The organism is Variovorax sp. GrIS 2.14, assembly GCF_046115955.1.
In the GTDB taxonomy this organism is placed as follows: domain Bacteria; phylum Pseudomonadota; class Gammaproteobacteria; order Burkholderiales; family Burkholderiaceae_C; genus Variovorax.
The window spans coordinates 1-19,270 of sequence record NZ_JBJXIA010000033.1; the positions used below are offsets into that span (position 1 = coordinate 1).

Below are 19,270 nucleotides of genomic sequence, written 5' to 3' on the forward strand. Positions count from 1 at the left end.
CCGCTGAGTGCGTGCGGCGGGGTCTTCTGCTCATCTTTGCTCCAGTCTTCACAGGCGAGGTCCTCGCCAGCAGGAGCAGTTTCCACACTTATCGGATTGTTCAGATTTCCGGGGCCAGCTCTCCTGAGTATCGATAAAGCCATCAAAATCAAGGCGCACTTTGCCGTCTATCCCGCCCGACACGAGAAGCGTGCACCGGTTGAAGCTTTCCTGTCGTGGCTTCACGGCGAGGCCGCCAAAGTCAAAGGCATTCACCTGCTGATGTAGTGTTGCCGTCATTCACTCACGTCAACCGGTGAAACACCTATCTGCTGAAGCAGCGCCAAGATCCAACGTAAAAAGGAAAGAATTCCTGAAAAGTAACCCGCTGTTTGTGAACCTGCGGATTGTCGACGCTAACCAGCACTGAACGTTTTTCATCTTCGATCGCTCGGAAATGACAGGTGATGCCAGATTTGGTAGTCAATCGCCCGCCCACCAGTTCAAGAACACCTTTGTTCAATTGCGCCAGAAGACGATCGCTCGTGTCCACAGCGACATCGATCAGCAGCACCGGAAACAAGGCTTTCAACCCCAGTAACGCCCCAGTTAGACGCACCGGTGAGGCAGCCATCATGCTGCCAACAGAAAATTTCCCTGAAACGCCTTGACGCATTCGCATCATGGGTCAGTCTCGCGACGGCTATCGCAGAACGTGAAAGGTGCTCAACCACCGAATCTTGGCTCTTCAATTCCGCGCACGCCCAGGTCATAGATGGCAAACAAGCTGCCACCTTGAATGCCATCGACGGGAAAGCGAGGAAGCGGCGGCTTGGACATGGAAGTGACATAGAGGATGTCCATATTTGGACCGCCAAAGTTCACGCTCGTGACTTTCTTGACCGGCATCTCTATTACCCGGTCTACCTTCCCCTCGGGCGAATAACGGATCAAGCGACCGTCATAGACCTGCGCATTCCAGAGATAGCCTTCGGCGTCAACCGTCGACCCATCGGCAGCACCACCGCTGGATGTGTCCAGCTTCGCAAAGGTACGACGGTTCGACGCACTGCCTGTGTCCAACTCATAGTCATAGGCCCAGATCTCCCCCGACCACGAGTCGGCGAAGTAGAACGTGCGGCCGTCGGGACTCCAGCACGGCCCGTTGGAGCAGATGATCTTGTCGTCAAGCCGGTGCAGCGACAGGTCAGGATCGAGCCGGTATAACGCGCCGTTGGGCCCCTCTTCGTTCACGTCCATGGAACCCACGACGAAGCGGCCTTGCCGATCGACTTTTCCGTCGTTAAGCCGGTTGCTTACTTCGCCGGGTTCCGGATCAACGATGAGTTGCGTCTCGCCGCTCTTGAAGTCGAGGAAATGAAACCCGTTGGCCAGCGCCAGCACGGCACCCCCGCGGCGGCGCAGCGCCATCGAGCCAATTCGCTCGGGCACGTCCCAGGCGCGCACTTCACGGCCGTTCGCCGTGCAGCGATAGACCTTACAACCGAGGCTGTCGATCCAGTACAAACGCTGCTCTGCGACGTCCCAAACCGGGCCCTCGCCGAGGGTGGTCTTGACGTCGACCAGAACTTCAATGCGCATGGGAGTCTCCTTTGAGGTTTAGGCAATCGATGTTGTGCAGGTTCAGCCTCGCTCGCGCAGTCCGATGACCACCACCAGAACGACTAACCCGAAAAGTATTGCGCGGGAGGCATAGGGCAGCGTGGTTCCCGACAGCAAGGTCTGCAGGGCAGTGAGCAGCAGCACGCCACCCAGCATGCCCATGTAGTGGCCACGGCCGCCCACGATCAACGTACCGCCGATGAGAACGACCGCTATCGACGGCAGCAGGTAGTCGTCGCCCATGCCTAGGCTGGCCTGCCCGGACAGGCCGGTCAACAGCACGGCTGCAATGGCCGAGCAGATGCCTGAGAGGATGTAGACGCCAATAAGTGTCGGTCCGACCCGAACACCGGAGAGTTGGGCCGCACGCTGACCGTTACCGACCGCATAGACCGAGCGGCCAAAACGTGTGCGGCCTAGCAGCAGCACGGCACCCCCGGCAAACAGCAGCATGAACAGCACCACCGGCGTCACACCGAGAACACGCTCGGTCATAAAGCTTCGCAGCAGCGGCGAGGCGAACCCATCGGGCGTGCCGTTGGAATAGATCAATGCCACCCCCTGCAGGATGCCGTTCATCGCCAGGGTGACGACGATGGGCGACACGCCCAGCATCACGACGCCGGCACCGTTCAACAACCCGATGAAGGCGCCGATGCCGATGGCCATCGGCAGGGCATAGACCAATGCAGAATCCGAGCCTTTCACTGTACCCGCCAGCAGGATGCCTGTCAGTGCGATGGTCCAGGGCAGCGACAAGTCAAGCCCGCCTGTGAGGATGACCGCGCCCTGACCCAGCGCCAGCACGACAAGACATGACCCCAGCACGAGTAGCGCGTTGTAGTACCCCCAGTTCGTCAGCGAGTGGCCGAGCACGACTTGCGTTACCAGGACGATCAGCACAAAACCGACATAGGAGGGCACCGTAAAACGCAACGTTTCGGCATGGCGCTGCAAGAAGGATGCTTGCGGTTGCAGTGTCTTTCGTGGTTTGTCGAGCGTCGCCAGTCGCACGGCCGGCAAAGTCGTCAGTCTTTGGGAGATCAGTAGACCTGCACTTCGGGCATGGAGCCAGAGGCGCAATTGCCGCAGATTGCGCGCCAGCGGCGCTTTGGGCCCCAGCGAACCCGCCAATACGGCCAGCATGAGAATGCCACCTTCTGCAATGGTCGAAAAATAAGCAGACACGTTCAGCACCAGCAAGATGTTGACCACCATCATCAGCACGTAGGCACCGAACACCGTCCCCAGAAGGCCCCCACGTCCACCACCCAGCAGCGTGCCGCCCACGACCACGGCCGCAAATACCTGCAGCAGCATGGGGGCGCCAATCAAGGGATCTCCCGAACCCGTCTGGGCGCTGATGAAGACACCTGACAGGCCATACAGCCCGCCGGCAATCACGTACACGAGGAATTGAACACGCCGCGTTGGCACCCCTGCCGCATGCGCGGCGTGGAAGTCACTCCCGATGGCATACACAGCAGTCCCGAACCGCGTTCGCCTAAGCCAGATCCACAGCATCAAAACCACGGCGAGCAGCAATACGGGCCTGGGCAGCAGCCCCGGGACGGCATCACCCAGCAACAGGTCCGCGAGCCCCGCCGGCACAGCCCCGCCGGGCTTGTCCATCACCAGCAGGGTGATGCCCTGCAGGATGAACATGGTGGACAGCGTGACCACGATGGGCTGCATGCGCAGCACGGAAATGAAAAATCCGTTGAAGGCGCCGGCCGCCATGCCCATGCTCACGCCTAACAGCAGCACGACCATCGGTGGAGCACCGGGTGGGAGATGGCCCGATGCCAGGGCGACGTTGACCAGTGACACAACGGCCCCAGCGGACAAGTCAAAACCACCCGACAGGATCACCACTGTTTGTCCAAGAGCAGCCAGCGCCAGGGTGGCGCCCGTTGTTGCGATCGAAGACAGGTCATAGTAGGAGAGCTGTACCGCACCGATGCTGGTGATTGCAATCAGCAAGGCGACGAACGCGGCCACAGCGATCAGCAAACCGCTGTGCCGCTGCAGGCCGCGCACTCCGGGCATGCGCCTGTCGCCTTGCTTGCGCGATTCAAGGGCAACGGTCGTCATGCCGCGAGCTTCAGATGGATGGCGGGGGTTCCGAGCGCGGCGCGCAGAATCGCTTCCTCACTGAGCTCGCCCGCAGAAATTTCGGTGGTGATTTCGCCGCCGTAAAAAACTAGCGCGCGATCGGCCAGATGAACAAGCTCAGATATTTCAGTGGAATAGAAAAGCACTGCGCCTCCAGCGTCGGCATAGTCACGCATGAGGTGGTAAATCTGATTCTTCGTGCCGACGTCAATGCCTCGCGTTGGGTCATAGAGCAGCAGGACGCGGCTTTCGGCGAGCAGCCATTTGGCGATAGCGATCTTCTGCTGATTCCCGCCAGAAAAAGCACCGACGCGAGTCCACAATGCGCGCGGGTCAATGTCGACGCGGTCAAACACGCACTGTACGGCGAGCGCCTCGGCCCGGGTATCGATCAGCATTCCGCGACGGAAACGCTCAAGCACCGGCATTGACGCGTTGTGCCCACCCGAGAGCTCCAGGAACAGGCCTTCCGTCTTGCGATCCTCGGGTACCAGGCTGATGCCTGCTCTTACCGCGTCTGTTGGCGAAAGGATCACCATGGGCTGGCCGTCGACACGCAAAGTTCCACTAGTGATGGCGGCCATGCCGAAGCAGGCGAGGAACAGGTCGAGCTGTCCCATGCCCTGCAACCCGGCAACACCCAGAATTTCTCCCGCGCGCAGGGCAAACGACGTCTGTCGCAGCTTGCCCGACGTTGTGAGGTCTGTGGCACCCAGCACCTCGATGCAACCGCTGGGTGGGCTCGAGCGGCGCTTTGGAAACATATGCTCCAGCTCACGCCCCGCAATCATGGCGATGACCTCTGCATTGCTGTAGTTCAAGGAAGGCCCGGTGGCAATATGCTTGCCGCCACGCAGCACCGTCACGGTGTCGCAGAAGGCGCGCACTTCAGGCAGGCGGTGCGAGATGAAGACGACAGTGACCCCTGCCTCCTGCTGACGCACGATCAAATCACCCAGCCAGTCGACATCGTCGCCCGACAGGGTTGACGTCGATTCGTCCAGCAACAACACTGCCGGCCTGCGCATGATGGCGCGTGCAATCTCAAGCTTCTGTCGCACTGCGAGTTCAAGGTGCTGTATTTCTTCATCAAGCGGGATGTTGCCAAGGCCGAGGTCCGCAAGACCAGCGCCAATTTGCTCGCGGGCGAGCCTTCGTCGCAGCAGGCCGAACGGATTCACGGGTCCGTATGGCAGCAGCATGTTGTCGAGCACACTGAGATCCTTGACGTGCGTCATCTCCTGATAGGCCGTCTGAATGCCATGCGTGTGTGCTTGGCGCGGGCTTGGCAGCGTCACCTCTTTGCCAGCCAGACGGATCGATCCGCAGTCGGGCAACACCAATCCAGAGAGCAACTTGACCAGTGTGGACTTGCCCGCCCCGTTCTCGCCGAGCAGCGCATGCGCGCTGCCGGGAGCAATGGAAAACGACACGTCGTCGACTGCCCGGGTCGCGCCATAGGATTTGCCCACGTGCACGATCTCGACAGCAGGCAAAGATTCCGCCGCGTGGGGCAAAGCAGATTGATCCATGGCGGTGCTTCCCCGGCGCTTCGAACGTTATTGCTCGGGTTGGCCGACCAGCGCAGCGGACAAACCGATCTCGGGCATCTCTTCGGAGAAGATGGACGCAAACCAGCCAGGATTGGATACGACCGACGGTGCAAAGGCATTGCAACCTGCCTTCATTTCGTCCCAAGTGCCCTCCTTGCAATACCGAACCGAGTCGTTGGTGACTAGCGGCAGAGGCAGCTTGGTGTTCTTCGCCACATTTTTGCCTTCAAGTTTTTGAATCGCCAACTTGAGCGCATAGGCACCCGAATACGGTGGTGACGCGTAGGAAATGCGAGGTGCGCCCATCGGGGTGTAAGTGCCATTTGCACCGTCGACCACCGTGCCTGCAGGCAGCATCTGTATCCGGCCACCATTGGACCCCTCGCCTGCGCAAGGCTTGAGGTCGGCCGGCTTGGCGCCAGCTTCCAGCTGCATTGTGTTGGCGGTGTAGCAACCCACCTGCATCCACAGGCCATCGATCTGGTTCCAGTTGCGCGTGGCAAGAATCTTTGTGAGCTCTGTGCGCGCGACAGCCTGGCTCCACATGCCATTGGCCTCATTCACCACCTTGACATTCGGATACCTCGCAAAGACTTCCTTCGCAGCCTTGGTGCGGGCCGTATCGACCGAGGTGCCTGGCACGCCATTGATGACCACCACATTTCCTTTGCCACCCAACTTTTTGACCAGCCATTCGGCCGTCACGCGGCCAGCTTCTTCCTGATCGATGGTCACGTTGTAGGCGCACGGTTCGGTGATGACCGCGTCGTAAGCGATCACCATTACGCCCTTGTCACAGGCGTTTTTTACAGCTGCGTTGAGCGCGGTGGGCGAGATGGGATACACGACGATGGCCTGCGCGCCTTGCTGCACCATTGCGTTGATCTGCTGGATCTGACGCTGTGCATTCGGGCCTGCAACCTGCACTTTCAGGTCCACCTTGTCGACGAAGTTCTTGTGCACAGCCAGCGCCTTGACCATGTTGGCGGCTTCGGCCTGCCAGTCGTTGCCGATGTAGCTCATCGACAAATAGACCTGGAATTTTTTGTCGGCTGCATGCGCGGTGCCGATCAACGTGGCGCATGTGGCCAGCAGTGCGGCGCCTGTATATACGCCCAAATTCTTCATAAACTTGCTTGTCATGTTCATCTCCTGCGTGGTTGTCTTCGATTAATTGTTGTGTATGAGAAAAACGCGTGCTACCCGCGGTCAGAAAGCGACATGCGCTGCACCCTTGAGGTTCAGGATCTCGCGCGCCTCGTCCGGTGTTGCGATTTCGATGTTCAGTGCCTCCAGCACGGTCCGGATGCGCGTAACCTGTTGGGCACTCGACACGGCCAGTCGACCGGGCCCGATCCAGAGCGAATCTTCCAGCCCGACGCGTACGTTGGCACCCATCGCCGCGCCAATCGTGGCCAAAGGAATCTGGTTACGCCCGGCGCCCAGGATCGACCATCGGTACTGGGCGCCGAAGAGCCGATCGGCTGTGCGGCGCATGTGCATCAGGTCCTCCGGATGGCCGCCAATGCCGCCCAGAATGCCAAACACTGACTGCACGAACAGCGGCGCCTTGACCAGCCCACGCTCAAGGAAGTGGGCCAGGTTGTTGAGATGGCTGATGTCGTAACACTCGAACTCGAAGCGTGTACCGTTGGCGTTCCCGATGCGTAGGATGTTCTCGATGTCGGTAAAGGTGTTCTTGAACACCAGATTCCGGCTGTTCTCCAGGTTTTCGCGCTCCCACACATGCTTGAATTCCTTGTATCGATCCAGCATGGGAAACAGGCCGAAATTCATCGAACCCATGTTCAGCGACGCCAGTTCGGGCTTGAACACCGTTGCCGGACGCATCCGCTCCTCCACCGTCATGTGCGGGCTGCCGCCGGTCGTGATGTTGATCACGGCGTTGGTGGCCTTCTTGATCTTGGACAGGAACGGGAGAAACAGATCCGGGTCTTGCGACGGTCGACCGTCTACGGGGTCACGCGCATGCAAATGCAGGATGGCCGCACCGGCATTGGCCGCCTCGATAGCGGCGGTCGCAATCTCATCGGCCGTGACAGGCAAATGCGGCGACATGCTGGGCGTGTGAATGGCACCCGTGGGTGCGCAGGTGATGATTGCCTTGGTGCGTGTTGCCATGGTGGTGTTCGGGTTCTTGGAAATAGGTTGGTGTGGGTTAGGTCGACTTCAGCTCAGCGCTTGCGTGTTGCCATCGACAACCAATTCCTGGCCAGAGATGTTCCCGGCCAAGCTGCTGGCCGCGAAAAGGACAAGGTTGGCGATGTCGGCAGTCGTGACCATGCGACCCAGGGAGGCTTGGGAGGTGTATGCCCGCGTCACTTCTTCCAGGGGCAGCCCGGACGCTTCGGCCTTGGCCGCGATCACCGCACGAATCCGTGGGCCATCCACCGCGCCCGGGAGGATGGCGTTCACGCGAATGCCGGCAGCACCCAACTCGATGGCCAGCGTTTTGGTAAAGCCAATGACACCCCACTTCGATGCCGAGTAAGGCGAGCGTCCCGGCATGCCCAGATGGCCGGCCGCCGATGCGAGGTTGATGATTGATGCATCGCTGCTTTTGCGCAGGCGCGGAATTGCGGAACGGACGCAAAGAAACTGCCCCGTCAGATTCACGGCGAGCGTGCGCTCCCAATCGACCAATGAAAGGGTTTCGACGCCACCGGTGGGTCCCGCGACGCCCGCGTTGTTCACCAGCACGTCCAGTCCGCCGAGCTTCTGGTCGAGGGTGTCGAACATTGCTGACACATCGCATTCGTTGGAGACATCTGCGAGACAGCCAAGAATTTCGGGCGTTGCGGCAGCGAGGCGATCGAGTGCGGACTGTTGAACGTCGCACACAAGCACTTTTGCACCGGCAGCTGCAAACGTGCGTGCTATTTCGAGACCGATTCCGTCGGCACCGGCGGTAACCAGGACACGCTTGCCGACAAATAATCTTTGATTCCACATCAATGACCGCTCCAAATAGATGACGGCATTGATCGTATATGTGTGATCACAGATCCTTCATAGTATTTACCCCGTGACACCTATACTGAGAGATGCCCATCTCTGACCTCGTGACCCCATTGAAGCGGCAACAGACGATGCGGGCGGACGTTTATGAGCAGTTGCGCGAACTGGTAATGACTGGGCAGGTGATGCCCGGGGAGCAAATTTCTCTCAGGAACGCCGCCGCAGCATTGGGTGTCAGCGTGATGCCCGTGCGCGAGGCCATGCAGCGTCTGGTGGCCGAAAATGCGCTGGAAGTAGCACCCAACCGAGCAGTCCGCGTCCCCAGGATGACAGTGAGTCAGTTCCGCGAAATCACGACAATCCGCATCAATCTGGAGGGTCTTGCGACGAAATTGGCGGCACTTGCTCTCAGTAATGCGCAACTCGACGAAATTCAGAGATTGAGTGATTGTTTCGCTACCGAGATGGCTGCCGCATCACCCAATGGCTCCCGTCTGATCGCATTCAACAAAGATCTTCACTTCGCCGTCTACCGTGGCGCGAACATGCCGATGCTCTTGCACATGATCGAAACCTTGTGGTTGCGCATCGGCCCGATCCTCAACTATGACCTTCGTGCGGGTTCACGTCGCGTAGATGAACGCGTTGCAGTGAGACACCATTCTGCGTGGCTCGGCGCGTTGAAAAAGCGCGATGCCACAGCCGCCCACAAAGCCTTGAAAGGGGATATCGAAAGCGCCGCTGAGTTCATTGTGTCCGCTGGAATGCTCGTGTCGGCCGACTCGTAGTGGCTGTTGGCACCGGCCTTAGAAATGCGCAATCGTCCGAAAACCAACAGAACCAGAAACGCGGGCGTGTGCCTCTTCTTAGATTTAATCGGAACTTCAAGGCTGACCTGTAAGAGAAGGCTTCTCGCAAAAAAGAAACCCGGTGGCTTTCTAAGCGATTGCCGAAAGAGCTGGCCCCATTCGTCTGAACAGATTCCGAATCTTTTTAAGTGGATCCAGCGGGGTCAAGCTGCCTCGGCCGAAGGCCGTTGCAGCGAGTCGAAGTACATCACATCGGGTGTGCGGGCCTGCAGGCTCGAATGCGGCCTACGAGTGTTGTAGAACTCGATGTACCGGCCGATTCCAGTGCGTGCCTGGCGCACGCTCTCGTCAGCATGCGGGTACACGTCCTCGTACTTGACCGAGCGCCGCAGCCGCTCGATGAACACCTTGTCTCGCCAGCAGCGCTTGCCGTCCATTGGGATGTGGATGCCGTGGTCGGTGAGCGACCCCGTGAAGGCCGTACTTGTGAATTGGGCGGATTCAACTGGTTGTCGCAACACCGGGTTGTCGAACGGATTTTAGATACTCGTTCAAGGTCTCAGCCGGTGTCTTCCAACCCAGCGTTTTACGCGGCCTGTTGTTCAAGGTCCGAGCCACGGCTTGGACTCTTACATCCGCTGGTACAACGAGAAGCGGATCAAGATGTCCCTGGGCGCGCGCAGCCCTATCGACTACCGAAGAAGCTTGGGCCTCGCGCCATAACCAGTCCAAGTATTCCGCCTCACCCCCCCTCGCCGTCAAATGGAAGCGGTTCCTGCACGGCGTTCACACGCCACGCTCGATAACTATCTATGCGCTTACGGCGCCTGTCCGGTATTTCAACTGCGGACCAGCAGGTGTGCGGCTGGAGTGAATCCGGCGGAGGATGCCCGCACTTCCTGGGCACTGTCAGATGCCACGCCCTCTTCGTTGTCACATCTCGAAATGCAAAGTGCCGCTTGAGAAGTTGAGAACTGTTCCAGTCGTAGCGATTGTTGTGGGACATCCGAATATTCAAGGCAGTAGAAATGGCAATGGTCATGCCCTCGCACTTGTCAATGGTCGCCCGAGGGTGTGATGCTGGATGCCCGGCCGCCTCTGAGCTATCTCCTTTTTGTTTCCATCCAGAGCAGCCTCAGAAGCGTAACTATTGCCGATACGGGCCCGTCCGGTAGCTCCGCCCGTCGGGAGTCCCGTACACGATTTGTCAGCTTGTCTCTTTTGTGCGGCAGGCTCATCCGGCTCAGGAATAGCGAACCCAACACACGCGTACGCAAGGGCGCATTAACGCCGTGAGTGCCACTTCTTCGGAACAAAGCGCGGCCCGAGCCCGGCCAGAATTTGTTCAACCCGTTGACACAAGAAATTTCAACATGTTCCGCGCGAGCGAGATGAAAGCGTAGGCGCAGTAGGCCATCTGTGTGTCATGCCGACGGGTGTCCTGCCGCACAGACAGGAACATCGGCAGGTCGCAGTCTGGCCACTCACCGTTTTGCCCATCTCCAACCGACGCCTTAGGTTTTCAACAAATGCTCTCGTTGCCGTCCTCCTTGAGGCCTGCCGTTTCGTCCTGTCTCGCCTCAGGCGTTGCCCTTGCGAAAGAAAAGCCGCCTTCCATGATCATTGCTGGCGGCGGTGCCGCATGCAACATGGCCACCGAGACGTTGCGTCGCGACGGCTTCTCGGGGTCGCGACCGGACACAAGCTTTGGCAAGGCCGGCAAGCGGACAGGCGACGCAGATGATCTGCCGCGTCAACCGCGGGCAAATGGTAGGAGTCATTGCTGGCGACGACGGCTCGTTCGAAACCAGCCTCGGTTACGCTATGGCGGCCCACGGGTTCAAGTCAATTCAGCGGTGTGCGCATCGAACGAAATGAAGGAGCTGGCATGAGCGGCGCGCCCCGGATCCCACACACACACGATCCCTTGGCCGCGAAGCTGTGCGCCGCCGATGATCGCGTCCTGCTTACGAAATGGTTGCCGCCACAGGCAGGCGTCGTGCCGAAGGTTCGATTCGGTCGGCATTGGGTGAATGCGCTTTGGGCTTTGCCGCTGGTCTTCGTACTGATCGTCATTGGCGTGGCCGCGTCTCAAGCATTGCGACACGTCCCGGTGGTGCAGGAATTTCTAGTGCGCTATCCGGGCATTTCGACCTCCGCATTGCCGGTTACGACGGGTTTTCCAGCCTGGTTGCGGTTGCTGCATTTCCTCAACCTGTTTTTCATGGCTTTCATCATCCGTGCCGGCGTGCAAATTCTTGCCGACCACCCACGGCTGTACTGGAAGCGCGACTGCACCCCCGGGACCGAATGGTTTCGCTTCCAGGCCGCAGTGCCGACCGGTCGAATCTGGACCGCGAAGGACGACTCGGTCACCTTGCCTTCCTGGCTCGGTATACCCGGCATCCGTCACTCGATAGGCCTCGCGCGCTGGTGGCACTTTTCAGTGACGCTGCTCTGGATGATCAACGGAATCCTGTACTACGTTCTTCTGTTCACCACCGGCCAGTGGCTGCGCATCGTGCCGACGACATGGAGCGTTTTTCCAAACGCCGTCTCGACGGCACTGCAATACCTCTCACTTACGTTTCCTGTCGATGAGAGTTGGACTCGGTACAACGGCTTGCAGCAGCTCGCTTATTTCATGACCGTATTCGTAGCTGCACCCACGTCCATCATTACCGGCTTGATGCAAAGCCCGGCGATCTCGAACCGGCTCGGCTGGTTTGGCCGCGTACTGAACCGGCAGAAGGCCCGCTCAATCCATTTCATCGCGCTCTGGTGGTTTCTGCTCTTTATCCTCGCCCATGTCACGCTCGTCTTTATCACCGATGCTCGCGTCAACCTGAACATGATGTGGGCCGGTGTGCGTGATAACTCGTGGAGCGGCTTTGCCATCTTTGTCCCCGCCATCTCGCTGGTTGCTGTCGCCTGGTGGTGGGCCTCGCCGTTTACCTTGCGCCATGCACGGCTCGTGCAAAGGATCGGCGAATTCATGAGCCGGCCGTTCGGTGTTGCCACCCAGTCGTGGGACGCGAAGAGCCAGCTCACCGAGCAAGACATTTCGCCGCACTTCTGGCCCAACGGAACGATGCCAAACTCGACCGAGTTCGATGCGCTGGTCGCGACTGAATTCGCCGATTACCGGCTGCGGATCGGCGGCCTGGTCGAAAACCCTGTCGAGCTGTCTTTCGCCGAGCTGAAGGCGATGCCCAAGCAAGAGCAGATCACGACCCACTTCTGCATCCAGGGCTGGTCGGGCGTAGCCAAGTGGGGTGGCGTGCCGGTGCGCGACATCCTCGATCTCGTCAAGCCGACACCCGAGGCCCGCTACGTCGTTCTCTACTCGTTGGCCGACGGCGGTGACGGCGGCCGTTACTACGACACGCACAGCTTGGCGAACATGCGCCACGAGCTCACGATCCTCGCCTACGAAATGAACGGCGCCCCGGTCAGCGTGCTGCATGGCGCACCGCTTCGGCTGCGCTGCGAAAACGAGGTCGGCTTCAAGATGGTCAAGTGGATTGCGGCCATCGAGCTCGTGCACGATTTCGCCGATCTTGGCGCGGGCCAAGGCGGCTACAACGAAGACCACGAATTCTTTGGCTACCGCGTGCCGATCTGATTGGATCTGACGCCGCATCCGTAGCGTCAATTTCTGGTGATCTGTCCCGGTCAAGTTATTTCTGACACATCAATAGGTTGATTGATTGCCGATTTCTGCTCGATGGCATTGGGTGGCAAGTTGCCCAGTGCGGAGTGCAGCCGCACACCGTCGTAGAAGCCGACGATGTAGTCGGCAATGTCGCTCATGGCTTGGGCATGAATGGCGTAATCTCGCTGCCAGATCCGCTCCATCTTCAGGTTCAGGTTCAAGTTCAAGTTCAAGTTCAAGTTCAAGTTCAAGTTCAGGAAGAAGCGTTCCATGACCGAATTGTCCCAACAATTTCCCTTGCGACTCATGCTGCCCACCAGCCCGTGCTTGGTGATCAGGGCTCCATGCGCGTTGCTTGCATATTGACTTCCACGCTCCGAAGGTACGATTAAGCCGCTCGCCGGTTGACGCTGTGCGATGGCCAACTGCAGCGCCTGACACACCAGCATCGCCCGCATGTCTGGGGCCATTGCCCAGCCCACGACCTTGCGCACAAACAGGTCTGGCACCACTGCGAGATACAGCCAGATACAGCCAGCCGCAGCGCGTTCTGATGTAGGTGATGTCAGCGACCCACGCTGGGTTGGACCGCGTCGCATTGAACTGTCGATCCAGCACGTTGGGTCAGATCGGCAATGCATGTCGGCTGTCGGTGCTGTGTACGAACTTGCGCTTCCACGCCGAGCGCAAGCCATGCGGGCGCATCAAACTGCGCACGCGATAGCGGCCCATTGCGACGCCTTGCAAGGCCACTGCCGCCCGGAGACGACGGCTTGCGTAAGCACCACCACTGGCGGCGAATGCAGCTTTCAAATGCACGCTGGCTTGGCATGCTGGAGGCGGGATCTGCCTGCGTTTGCGTGCCGCGTAGTCGCCTGAGCGGCTGACCTCCGGCACCCGGCAGAGTTGCTCCACCGGCACGGCGTTGTCCTTGTGTTGCAGCTGCTCGATGAGTTGGAAGCTCATCGCAGTTCGCGGGCAAAGAAGGCCGAGGTTTTTTTTAACGTATCCACATCGCCTCGCAGTTGCTTGTTCTCGGCTTCGAGTTTCGGATGCGCTGATGGTCGGCGGTCAAGGGCTTGCCTATTCCAGGCTGACCGCGTTGTTCGGCATCGGCCAGTGCCAGCCAGTGCCTCACAGCCGTCTCGCCCAATCGCATGTCCCGGCACACTTGGCCGATATGGAGCCCCTGGACGCGGATCATCTGAACGACTTGCAGCTTGAAGCTCGCGTCAAAGACTCCCGAACACGGCGCTGGGGATGTTTATCGAAGACTAGCTGGCCGCGTCGGCAGCGCAAAGGTAGTCACAGCAACGGCTCGCGACAGTCGAGTGTTCTTCTACAACGCCATGAGATTCGGTACGCTGTACGAGGACGCTGGCGAATACCTCTATGACCGTCGGTATCTAAAACGCGTGCTCAAGCAGTTGCCCCGCCGCTCCGGAGAGTTCGGCTTTTTCCTGCAAGAGGTGAAAACGCAGAATGTTTCATAGGAAATCGATGGCGTACTTCGCCGAGAACGCGCTGTGTAGCAGCAATTGAAGCTGGCTTATCAAGAATTACTTTTTTTCGACTGAAGTCATAGGCAAGGTCATTGACCGACAGCCAAGAGTGGACGATAGGTACAGGATATGAGTACCTAACAAAGGGGCGACTCTGTTCGTCCGACACACGATGAGTGATCCATCACACCCCGGCCGGCGCGGCTTCCTGCGCCGATCCATCGCGATTGTTCCTGCAGCGACCGCACTCACCACCACCGGCTTCGTCATTGCGCAAGACGTGACAGCGCCTGCACCGCCGCCACCTGGTACACCTGAAACCCTGTCGCACATCGCGGCCTATGTTCCGGGCTACTTTCATCAGGAAGAGTGGGTCTTCATCAAAGCCGCCGTTGCGCGACTAATACCTTCGGACGACATCGGCCCCGGCGCCATTGAAGCCGGCGTTCCCGAGTTCATCGACAGGCAAATGGAAGGCGCGTTCGGACAGGCCGCGACTTGGTACATGCAGGGCCCGTTCGTGCTGAGCTCGCCGCTCTTCGGCTACCAGGGAAAGATGCTGCCGCGTGAGGTGTACCGCGCCGGCATCGCCGCCACTGATGCCTGGTGCAAGGCACAAAAGGGCGGCAAGACCTTTGCGCAACTCGATGCCGCGCAGCAGGACGAAGTGCTGAAAGGGCTCGACGGCGAGACGATCAAGTTGGACAACGTCGGCGCCAAGGACTTCTTCACCTTCCTGCTGCAGAACACCAAAGAGGGCTACTTCAGCGACCCGATCCATGGCGGCAACAAGAATGCCGCGGCCTGGAAAATGATCGGCTTCCCTGGCGCCCGCGCCGACTACCTCGACTGGGTCGACAAGCCCGGCGTTCATTACACGCTGCCGCCCGTCAGCATCGCCGGCCCGCAGGGCTGAAGGGCACGACGTGGCAAATATCAAAAAACCGGGCGTCGATGCGGTGCTTGTCGGCTTTGGCTGGACCGGCGCCATCATGGGCATGGAACTCACCGCCGCTGGCCTCAAGGTGCTGGCGCTGGAACGTGGCGAAGGCCGCGACACCGTGCCCGACTTCGCGTACCCGCGCATCACCGACGAGCTGAGCTACGGCATTCGCGGAAAGCTGTTCCAGAACCTCTCCAAGGAAACGGTGACGATCCGCCATATGCCGGCGGATACAGCGGTTCCGTATCGCCAGCATGGCTCGTTCTTGCTGGGCGATGGCGTCGGCGGTGCCGGCGTTCACTGGAACGGCCATCACTGGCGGGCACTGCCGGCCGACTTGCGCCTGCGCAGCACCTACGAAGAGCGCTACGGCAAGAAGTTCATTCCTGACGACATGCATCTGCAGGACTTCGGCGTCACGTACGAAGAGCTCGAACCGCACTTCGACCAGTTCGAAAAGATCTGCGGAACGTCGGGCAAGGCCGGCAACCTTCGCGGCCAGATCCAGACCGGCGGCAACATCTTCGAAGGTGCGCGCGCCAACGAATATCCACTGCCGCCGCTGGCTTCGCCGAACAGCGCGGTGCTGTTCGAGAAAGCCGCACGCGAGCTGGGCTTTCACCCGTTTCCTCAGGCTGCGGCCAATGCGTCGCGGGCGTACACGAATCCGCACGGCGCGCAGCTCGGCCCCTGCAATTTCTGCGGCTTCTGCGAGCGCTACGGCTGCTACATGTATGCCAAGGCGGCACCGCAAACCACGCTACTGCCGACCTTAATGAAGCGACCCAACTTCGAGCTGCGCACGCGCTCGCATGTGCTGCGCGTCAACATGTCGCTCGACGGCAAACGCGCCACCGGCGTGACCTATGTCGATGCGCAAGGCAACGAGGTCGAGCAGCCGGCCGATCTGGTCGTGCTATGCGCCTACCAGATGCACAACGTGCGTTTGTTGCTGCTGTCGAGCATCGGCAAGAAGTACGACCCTGCCACTGGCGATGGCGTGGTCGGCCGCAACTATGCGTACCAGTTGAATGGCGGTGCGGCGTTGCACTTCGACAAGGAACAACCGATGAATCCGTTCGTCGGTTCGGGCGCCAGCGGCCACGCGATGGATGACTTCGACGGAGACAACTTCGATCATGGGCCGCTCGGCTTCATCGGTGGCTCCAGCATCAATTGCATCAACACCGGAGGTCGACCGATTCAGCAGTTGAGCCTCCCCGCAGGCACGCCCACCTGGGGTGCCGGCTGGAAGAAGGCGGCCAAGGAGAACTACATCTATCAAACCAGCCTTGGCGCGCAGGGCTCGGTGATGTCTTACCGTGACAACTACCTGGACCTTGACCCGACCTACAAGGACGTGTTCGGCCAACCGTTGCTGCGCATGACCTTCGACTGGAAAGACAATGACATGGCGATGACGCAGTTCATCGGCGGCAAGGTCGAGCAAATCGCCAGGGCCATGAACCCGAAGCACATCAGCATGGGCTTCAAGAAAAAGGGCGAGCACTACGACGTGCGGCCGTACCAGTCGACGCACAACACCGGCGGCGCCGTGATGGGCACTGACCCCGCGACCAGCGCCATCAATCGGTACCTGCAAGTGTGGGACGTGCCCAACGTGTTCGTGATGGGCTCCAGCGCCTTCCCGCAGAACTTCGGCTACAACCCGACCGCTGTCGTCGCCGCGCTGGCCTACTGGTCGGCCAAGGCGATACGCGAACGCTACCTGAAGAGCCCGGGAGCGCTGGCATGATCAAGGCACCTGAGGACGGCTCGAAGCCGATATCGACGACCACGCGGCTGCGCATCACGGGCATCGCCATGGTCATCGCTGCGGCGTTGACGACGTGGGCGTTTGGTCAGAAGGCGGAGCCGTCTAGCGGGACCCGCCCAGCAGCCGAGTCGAAGGCGGCGGCAGCCGCCACTGCACCTGCTGCAACGTCGGCGGCCGCACCGACGGCCTCTGCCGACCCTTCGGTCGAACGCGGTCGCTACCTCGCCAAAGCCGGCGACTGCATCAGTTGCCACACCGGCCCGGGCGCAGCGCCGTTCGCTGGTGGGCTGCCACTGAAGACGCCTTTCGGAACCATCGTGTCGAGCAACATCACGCCCGACAAAAGCGCCGGCATCGGCGACTACACCGAAGCGGACTTCGCCCGCGCCTTACGTGAAGGCGTGCGGCGCGACGGCAAGCACCTGTACCCGGCCATGCCGTACCCGTCGTTCGCCAAGCTCGGCGACAGCGACATGCACGACCTCTACGCGTACTTTCAGCAGGGCGTGGCGTCGTCGGCCACCGAGCCGCCGCCGACCGACTTGCCATGGCCGTTCAGCATGCGCTTCCTGATGATGGGCTGGAACGTGCTGTACCTCGACAAGGGCGTGTACCAGGCCGAAACGTCTCGCAGTGCTGAGTGGAATCGGGGTGCCTACCTGGTACAGGGCCTCGGCCATTGCGGTGAATGCCACACACCGCGCTCGATGTTCGGCGGCGTTAAGGCGAACAGCGAACGTACGGGCGACAGCTACCTGGCCGGCGCACTGATCGACGGCTGGCTGGCACAACCGCTGCGCCACATGGAACAGCCGACTGCCGCGCAATGGTCGACCGACGACATGGTGACGTACCTGAAGACGGGCCGCACTGTGCACACCGCAGCCTTCGGCCCGATGTCGCAAGTAGTCGAGAACAGCACGCAGTACATGACAAAGGAAGACCTGGGCACGATCGCAACGTACGTGCAGTCGATCGGTGCGCCGGCAGGCATGCCAGCCGTGGTCATCCCGCCGCAAATCGCGATTGTCGCCGCAGCCGGCAAGCAGCCGGCGACGCAGCAACTTCGGTCTGGCACGTTGGCGGGTGCGGGCGCGATGGTCTACTTGAACAACTGCAACGCGTGCCATCGGTCGAGCGGCGCAGGGGCCGACAACGCCTTCCCGGCACTGGCAGGCAACACGGTCGTCAACGCGAAAGACCCTACCTCGTTGATCCGTATCGTGCTCGAAGGCTCCGCGCGTCCGGGCACTGTCGATTCGCCATCGGCGTTGGCGATGCCAGGCTTTGGCTGGCGCCTGACGGATGGCAACGTGGCCGACATGCTGAGCTTCGTGAGGGCCAGTTGGGGGAACAAGGCCGGCGCGGTGACGCCAGCGCAAGTGGCGACGGTGCGCAAGACGGTCAGCGCGGCGGCGCTCGATGCCACGAGTCCGAGTCCGACTCCGACTCCTACTCCTACTCCTACTCCTACTCCAACTCGGAGTACGCCGAGATGATAGACGAACCTGACGAAGCGACTATGGCGTCTTGCGCTGCCGGGTAGCTTGCTTGCTTAAGAACGGTCTTCCCTTTGGCTCTATTCCGGCCAGCCGCGGCAGTGCCTGCTCTTGCCGCACCCGGCATCGCTCATAAGGCGGCCTGCCGCGGATGGTCTTCTCGATCGCATACAACTCCCGAATACTTCGTAGCGCCTCCCGTGCCTGCGGTAGCCGGTGTCCCTGTGCAGACCGAAGTGTGGCACTTTGTGCAGGTGTATTTCGGCCGCACATGACGAATCACCACGAAGCGCGCCGGCACGATCTCCAGCACCTCGGCCACGTCCTGTCCGAACAGGGCAGCGCGCCGTTGCAGCCCTCGCAGGCACATCGCTCGGTGTTGGAGGGCTGGTGCGCGAGCGCTTCGCGCGGCAGGTGGTCGGGCAGCGGCTTGCGTGCGGGGCGCTTGCGCTGGTCGGCGCCGGTCTGCGCGGACTCGCCTTCAGAGGAGCCGGGTTCGCCGGGCTCGTCCAGGGCACCGACGCTGCCGTCTGCATCAAGGGCAGCCTGCTCGCTCTCGAGCTCCTCGACCAGCAACTCGAGCTGGGCCAACTCCGTCAGGCGCTCCGAGCTCGCACCGAACTTCGCACGCTTGAAGCGCGGTTCTTCCAGTCTGTGGTAAGCACTCGGCAAACACACCTTGACGCGAACCCCTGAAGTTATTGGCCCTGCGTCAGTTCAGTTCGCGACCGGCGCCCAGCGATGCGGCAGTAACTCCTCGATGCGGCTCATCGGCTGCGTCGGCAGCCGCATGAACACGTCCTTCAGATAGGCGTACGGGTCGTGCCCGTTGAGCC

General features: G+C 60.4%; 16 protein-coding genes and 5 pseudogenes. 8 read left to right on the forward strand and 13 right to left on the reverse strand.

The window, feature by feature from the left end; translation table 11 throughout:
- Positions 1-267 (forward strand): annotated as a pseudogene (locus tag RCH10_RS25240) (hypothetical protein); the annotation flags it as partial.
- Between the two features lie 37 nt (positions 268-304).
- On the opposite strand, the gene RCH10_RS25245 reads toward RCH10_RS25240, so the two are convergent.
- The 7 genes from RCH10_RS25245 to RCH10_RS25275 all read right to left on the reverse strand — a co-directional run bounded on the left by RCH10_RS25245 (position 305) and on the right by RCH10_RS25275 (position 8,243).
- Complete coding sequence (locus RCH10_RS25245) at positions 305-664, reverse strand: LysR substrate-binding domain-containing protein (protein WP_409054512.1); 360 nt, start codon at positions 662-664, stop codon at positions 305-307.
- 41 nt (positions 665-705) lie between these two features.
- Positions 706-1,581, reverse strand: coding sequence for an SMP-30/gluconolactonase/LRE family protein (locus RCH10_RS25250; RefSeq protein ID WP_409054513.1), 876 nt, complete (start codon positions 1,579-1,581; stop codon positions 706-708).
- A gap of 42 nt (positions 1,582-1,623) precedes the next feature.
- Positions 1,624-3,696: an ABC transporter permease gene (locus tag RCH10_RS25255; protein ID WP_409054514.1), complete on the reverse strand. Its 2,073-nt coding sequence runs from the start codon at positions 3,694-3,696 to the stop codon at positions 1,624-1,626.
- On the reverse strand, positions 3,693-5,249 hold the full coding sequence (locus tag RCH10_RS25260) for a sugar ABC transporter ATP-binding protein (RefSeq protein ID WP_409054515.1): 1,557 nt from the start codon (positions 5,247-5,249) through the stop codon (positions 3,693-3,695). Before RCH10_RS25260 ends, RCH10_RS25255 begins: the two co-directional genes overlap by 4 nt.
- Before the next feature lie 27 nt (positions 5,250-5,276).
- A complete protein-coding gene (locus tag RCH10_RS25265; RefSeq protein ID WP_409054516.1) occupies positions 5,277-6,413 on the reverse strand; it encodes a sugar ABC transporter substrate-binding protein in 1,137 nt (378 codons plus the stop codon).
- Between the two features lie 66 nt (positions 6,414-6,479).
- Positions 6,480-7,412, reverse strand: a complete 933-nt coding sequence (locus RCH10_RS25270; RefSeq protein ID WP_409054517.1) for a 3-keto-5-aminohexanoate cleavage protein — start codon at positions 7,410-7,412, stop codon at positions 6,480-6,482.
- Between the two features lie 48 nt (positions 7,413-7,460).
- Positions 7,461-8,243, reverse strand: a complete 783-nt coding sequence (locus tag RCH10_RS25275; protein ID WP_409054518.1) for an SDR family oxidoreductase — start codon at positions 8,241-8,243, stop codon at positions 7,461-7,463.
- Between the two features lie 92 nt (positions 8,244-8,335).
- On the opposite strand from RCH10_RS25275, the gene RCH10_RS25280 reads away from it, so the two are divergent.
- Entirely contained in the window at positions 8,336-9,037 is a 702-nt protein-coding gene (locus RCH10_RS25280; protein WP_409054519.1) for a GntR family transcriptional regulator, read from the forward strand.
- 224 nt (positions 9,038-9,261) lie between these two features.
- On the opposite strand, the pseudogene RCH10_RS25285 reads toward RCH10_RS25280, so the two are convergent.
- Positions 9,262-9,555 (reverse strand): annotated as a pseudogene (locus tag RCH10_RS25285) (integrase core domain-containing protein); the annotation flags it as partial.
- A 124-nt stretch (positions 9,556-9,679) separates the two neighbouring features.
- Here RCH10_RS25285 and RCH10_RS25290 point away from each other — a divergent pair.
- Together RCH10_RS25290 and RCH10_RS25295 are read left to right on the forward strand one after the other, a co-directional pair.
- Positions 9,680-9,781 (forward strand): annotated as a pseudogene (locus RCH10_RS25290) (IS3 family transposase); the annotation flags it as partial.
- Between the two features lie 1,276 nt (positions 9,782-11,057).
- Positions 11,058-12,683 (forward strand): molybdopterin-dependent oxidoreductase, encoded by a 1,626-nt coding sequence (locus RCH10_RS25295; RefSeq protein WP_409054520.1) that lies wholly within the window; start codon positions 11,058-11,060, stop codon positions 12,681-12,683.
- Positions 12,684-12,733: 50 nt separating this feature from the next.
- On the opposite strand, the pseudogene RCH10_RS25300 reads toward RCH10_RS25295, so the two are convergent.
- A pseudogene (locus RCH10_RS25300) lies at positions 12,734-13,917 on the reverse strand (IS3 family transposase).
- A gap of 16 nt (positions 13,918-13,933) precedes the next feature.
- Here RCH10_RS25300 and RCH10_RS25305 point away from each other — a divergent pair.
- The 4 genes from RCH10_RS25305 to RCH10_RS25320 all read left to right on the forward strand — a co-directional run bounded on the left by RCH10_RS25305 (position 13,934) and on the right by RCH10_RS25320 (position 18,434).
- Positions 13,934-14,206, forward strand: a complete 273-nt coding sequence (locus RCH10_RS25305) for a hypothetical protein (RefSeq protein ID WP_409054521.1) — start codon at positions 13,934-13,936, stop codon at positions 14,204-14,206.
- A 181-nt stretch (positions 14,207-14,387) separates the two neighbouring features.
- Entirely contained in the window at positions 14,388-15,131 is a 744-nt protein-coding gene (locus RCH10_RS25310; RefSeq protein WP_409054522.1) for a gluconate 2-dehydrogenase subunit 3 family protein, read from the forward strand.
- A 76-nt stretch (positions 15,132-15,207) separates the two neighbouring features.
- Positions 15,208-16,914 carry a GMC family oxidoreductase gene (locus tag RCH10_RS25315; RefSeq protein ID WP_409054526.1) on the forward strand — a complete coding sequence of 569 codons (1,707 nt, stop codon included), beginning with the start codon at positions 15,208-15,210 and terminating at the stop codon, positions 16,912-16,914.
- Positions 16,911-18,434 (forward strand): c-type cytochrome, encoded by a 1,524-nt coding sequence (locus RCH10_RS25320; protein WP_409054523.1) that lies wholly within the window; start codon positions 16,911-16,913, stop codon positions 18,432-18,434. Before RCH10_RS25315 ends, RCH10_RS25320 begins: the two co-directional genes overlap by 4 nt.
- A 21-nt stretch (positions 18,435-18,455) precedes the next feature.
- On the opposite strand, the pseudogene RCH10_RS25325 reads toward RCH10_RS25320, so the two are convergent.
- The 4 genes and pseudogenes from RCH10_RS25325 to RCH10_RS25340 all read right to left on the reverse strand — a co-directional run.
- Positions 18,456-18,641: pseudogene (locus RCH10_RS25325) on the reverse strand (transposase); the annotation flags it as partial.
- Positions 18,565-18,804: an IS66 family transposase zinc-finger binding domain-containing protein gene (locus tag RCH10_RS25330; RefSeq protein WP_409054524.1), complete on the reverse strand. Its 240-nt coding sequence runs from the start codon at positions 18,802-18,804 to the stop codon at positions 18,565-18,567. The pseudogene RCH10_RS25325 and the gene RCH10_RS25330, both read right to left, overlap by 77 nt.
- Positions 18,714-19,106, reverse strand: a complete 393-nt coding sequence (locus RCH10_RS25335) for a hypothetical protein (RefSeq protein WP_409054525.1) — start codon at positions 19,104-19,106, stop codon at positions 18,714-18,716. The genes RCH10_RS25330 and RCH10_RS25335 overlap by 91 nt, the downstream gene beginning before the upstream one ends.
- A 45-nt stretch (positions 19,107-19,151) precedes the next feature.
- The coding region (locus RCH10_RS25340; protein ID WP_409054527.1) for a transposase domain-containing protein at positions 19,152-19,270 on the reverse strand (119 nt) is incomplete at its 5' end.

What these genes read in the sequence shown, in the direction of transcription:
- RCH10_RS25330 (WP_409054524.1), bottom strand. Translation starts at nt 18,804, where the DNA reads ATGTGCCTGCGAGGGCTGCAACGGCGCGCTGCCCTGTTCGGACAGGAC.
- RCH10_RS25265 (WP_409054516.1), bottom strand. Translation starts at nt 6,413, where the DNA reads ATGACAAGCAAGTTTATGAAGAATTTGGGCGTATATACAGGCGCCGCA.
- RCH10_RS25320 (WP_409054523.1), top strand. Translation starts at nt 16,911, where the DNA reads ATGATCAAGGCACCTGAGGACGGCTCGAAGCCGATATCGACGACCACG.
- RCH10_RS25315 (WP_409054526.1), top strand. Translation starts at nt 15,208, where the DNA reads ATGGGCATGGAACTCACCGCCGCTGGCCTCAAGGTGCTGGCGCTGGAA.
- RCH10_RS25270 (WP_409054517.1), bottom strand. Translation starts at nt 7,412, where the DNA reads ATGGCAACACGCACCAAGGCAATCATCACCTGCGCACCCACGGGTGCC.
- RCH10_RS25250 (WP_409054513.1), bottom strand. Translation starts at nt 1,581, where the DNA reads ATGCGCATTGAAGTTCTGGTCGACGTCAAGACCACCCTCGGCGAGGGC.
- RCH10_RS25255 (WP_409054514.1), bottom strand. Translation starts at nt 3,696, where the DNA reads ATGACGACCGTTGCCCTTGAATCGCGCAAGCAAGGCGACAGGCGCATG.
- RCH10_RS25245 (WP_409054512.1), bottom strand. Translation starts at nt 664, where the DNA reads ATGATGCGAATGCGTCAAGGCGTTTCAGGGAAATTTTCTGTTGGCAGC.
- RCH10_RS25260 (WP_409054515.1), bottom strand. Translation starts at nt 5,249, where the DNA reads ATGGATCAATCTGCTTTGCCCCACGCGGCGGAATCTTTGCCTGCTGTC.
- RCH10_RS25280 (WP_409054519.1), top strand. Translation starts at nt 8,336, where the DNA reads ATGCCCATCTCTGACCTCGTGACCCCATTGAAGCGGCAACAGACGATG.
- RCH10_RS25275 (WP_409054518.1), bottom strand. Translation starts at nt 8,243, where the DNA reads ATGTGGAATCAAAGATTATTTGTCGGCAAGCGTGTCCTGGTTACCGCC.
- RCH10_RS25310 (WP_409054522.1), top strand. Translation starts at nt 14,388, where the DNA reads ATGAGTGATCCATCACACCCCGGCCGGCGCGGCTTCCTGCGCCGATCC.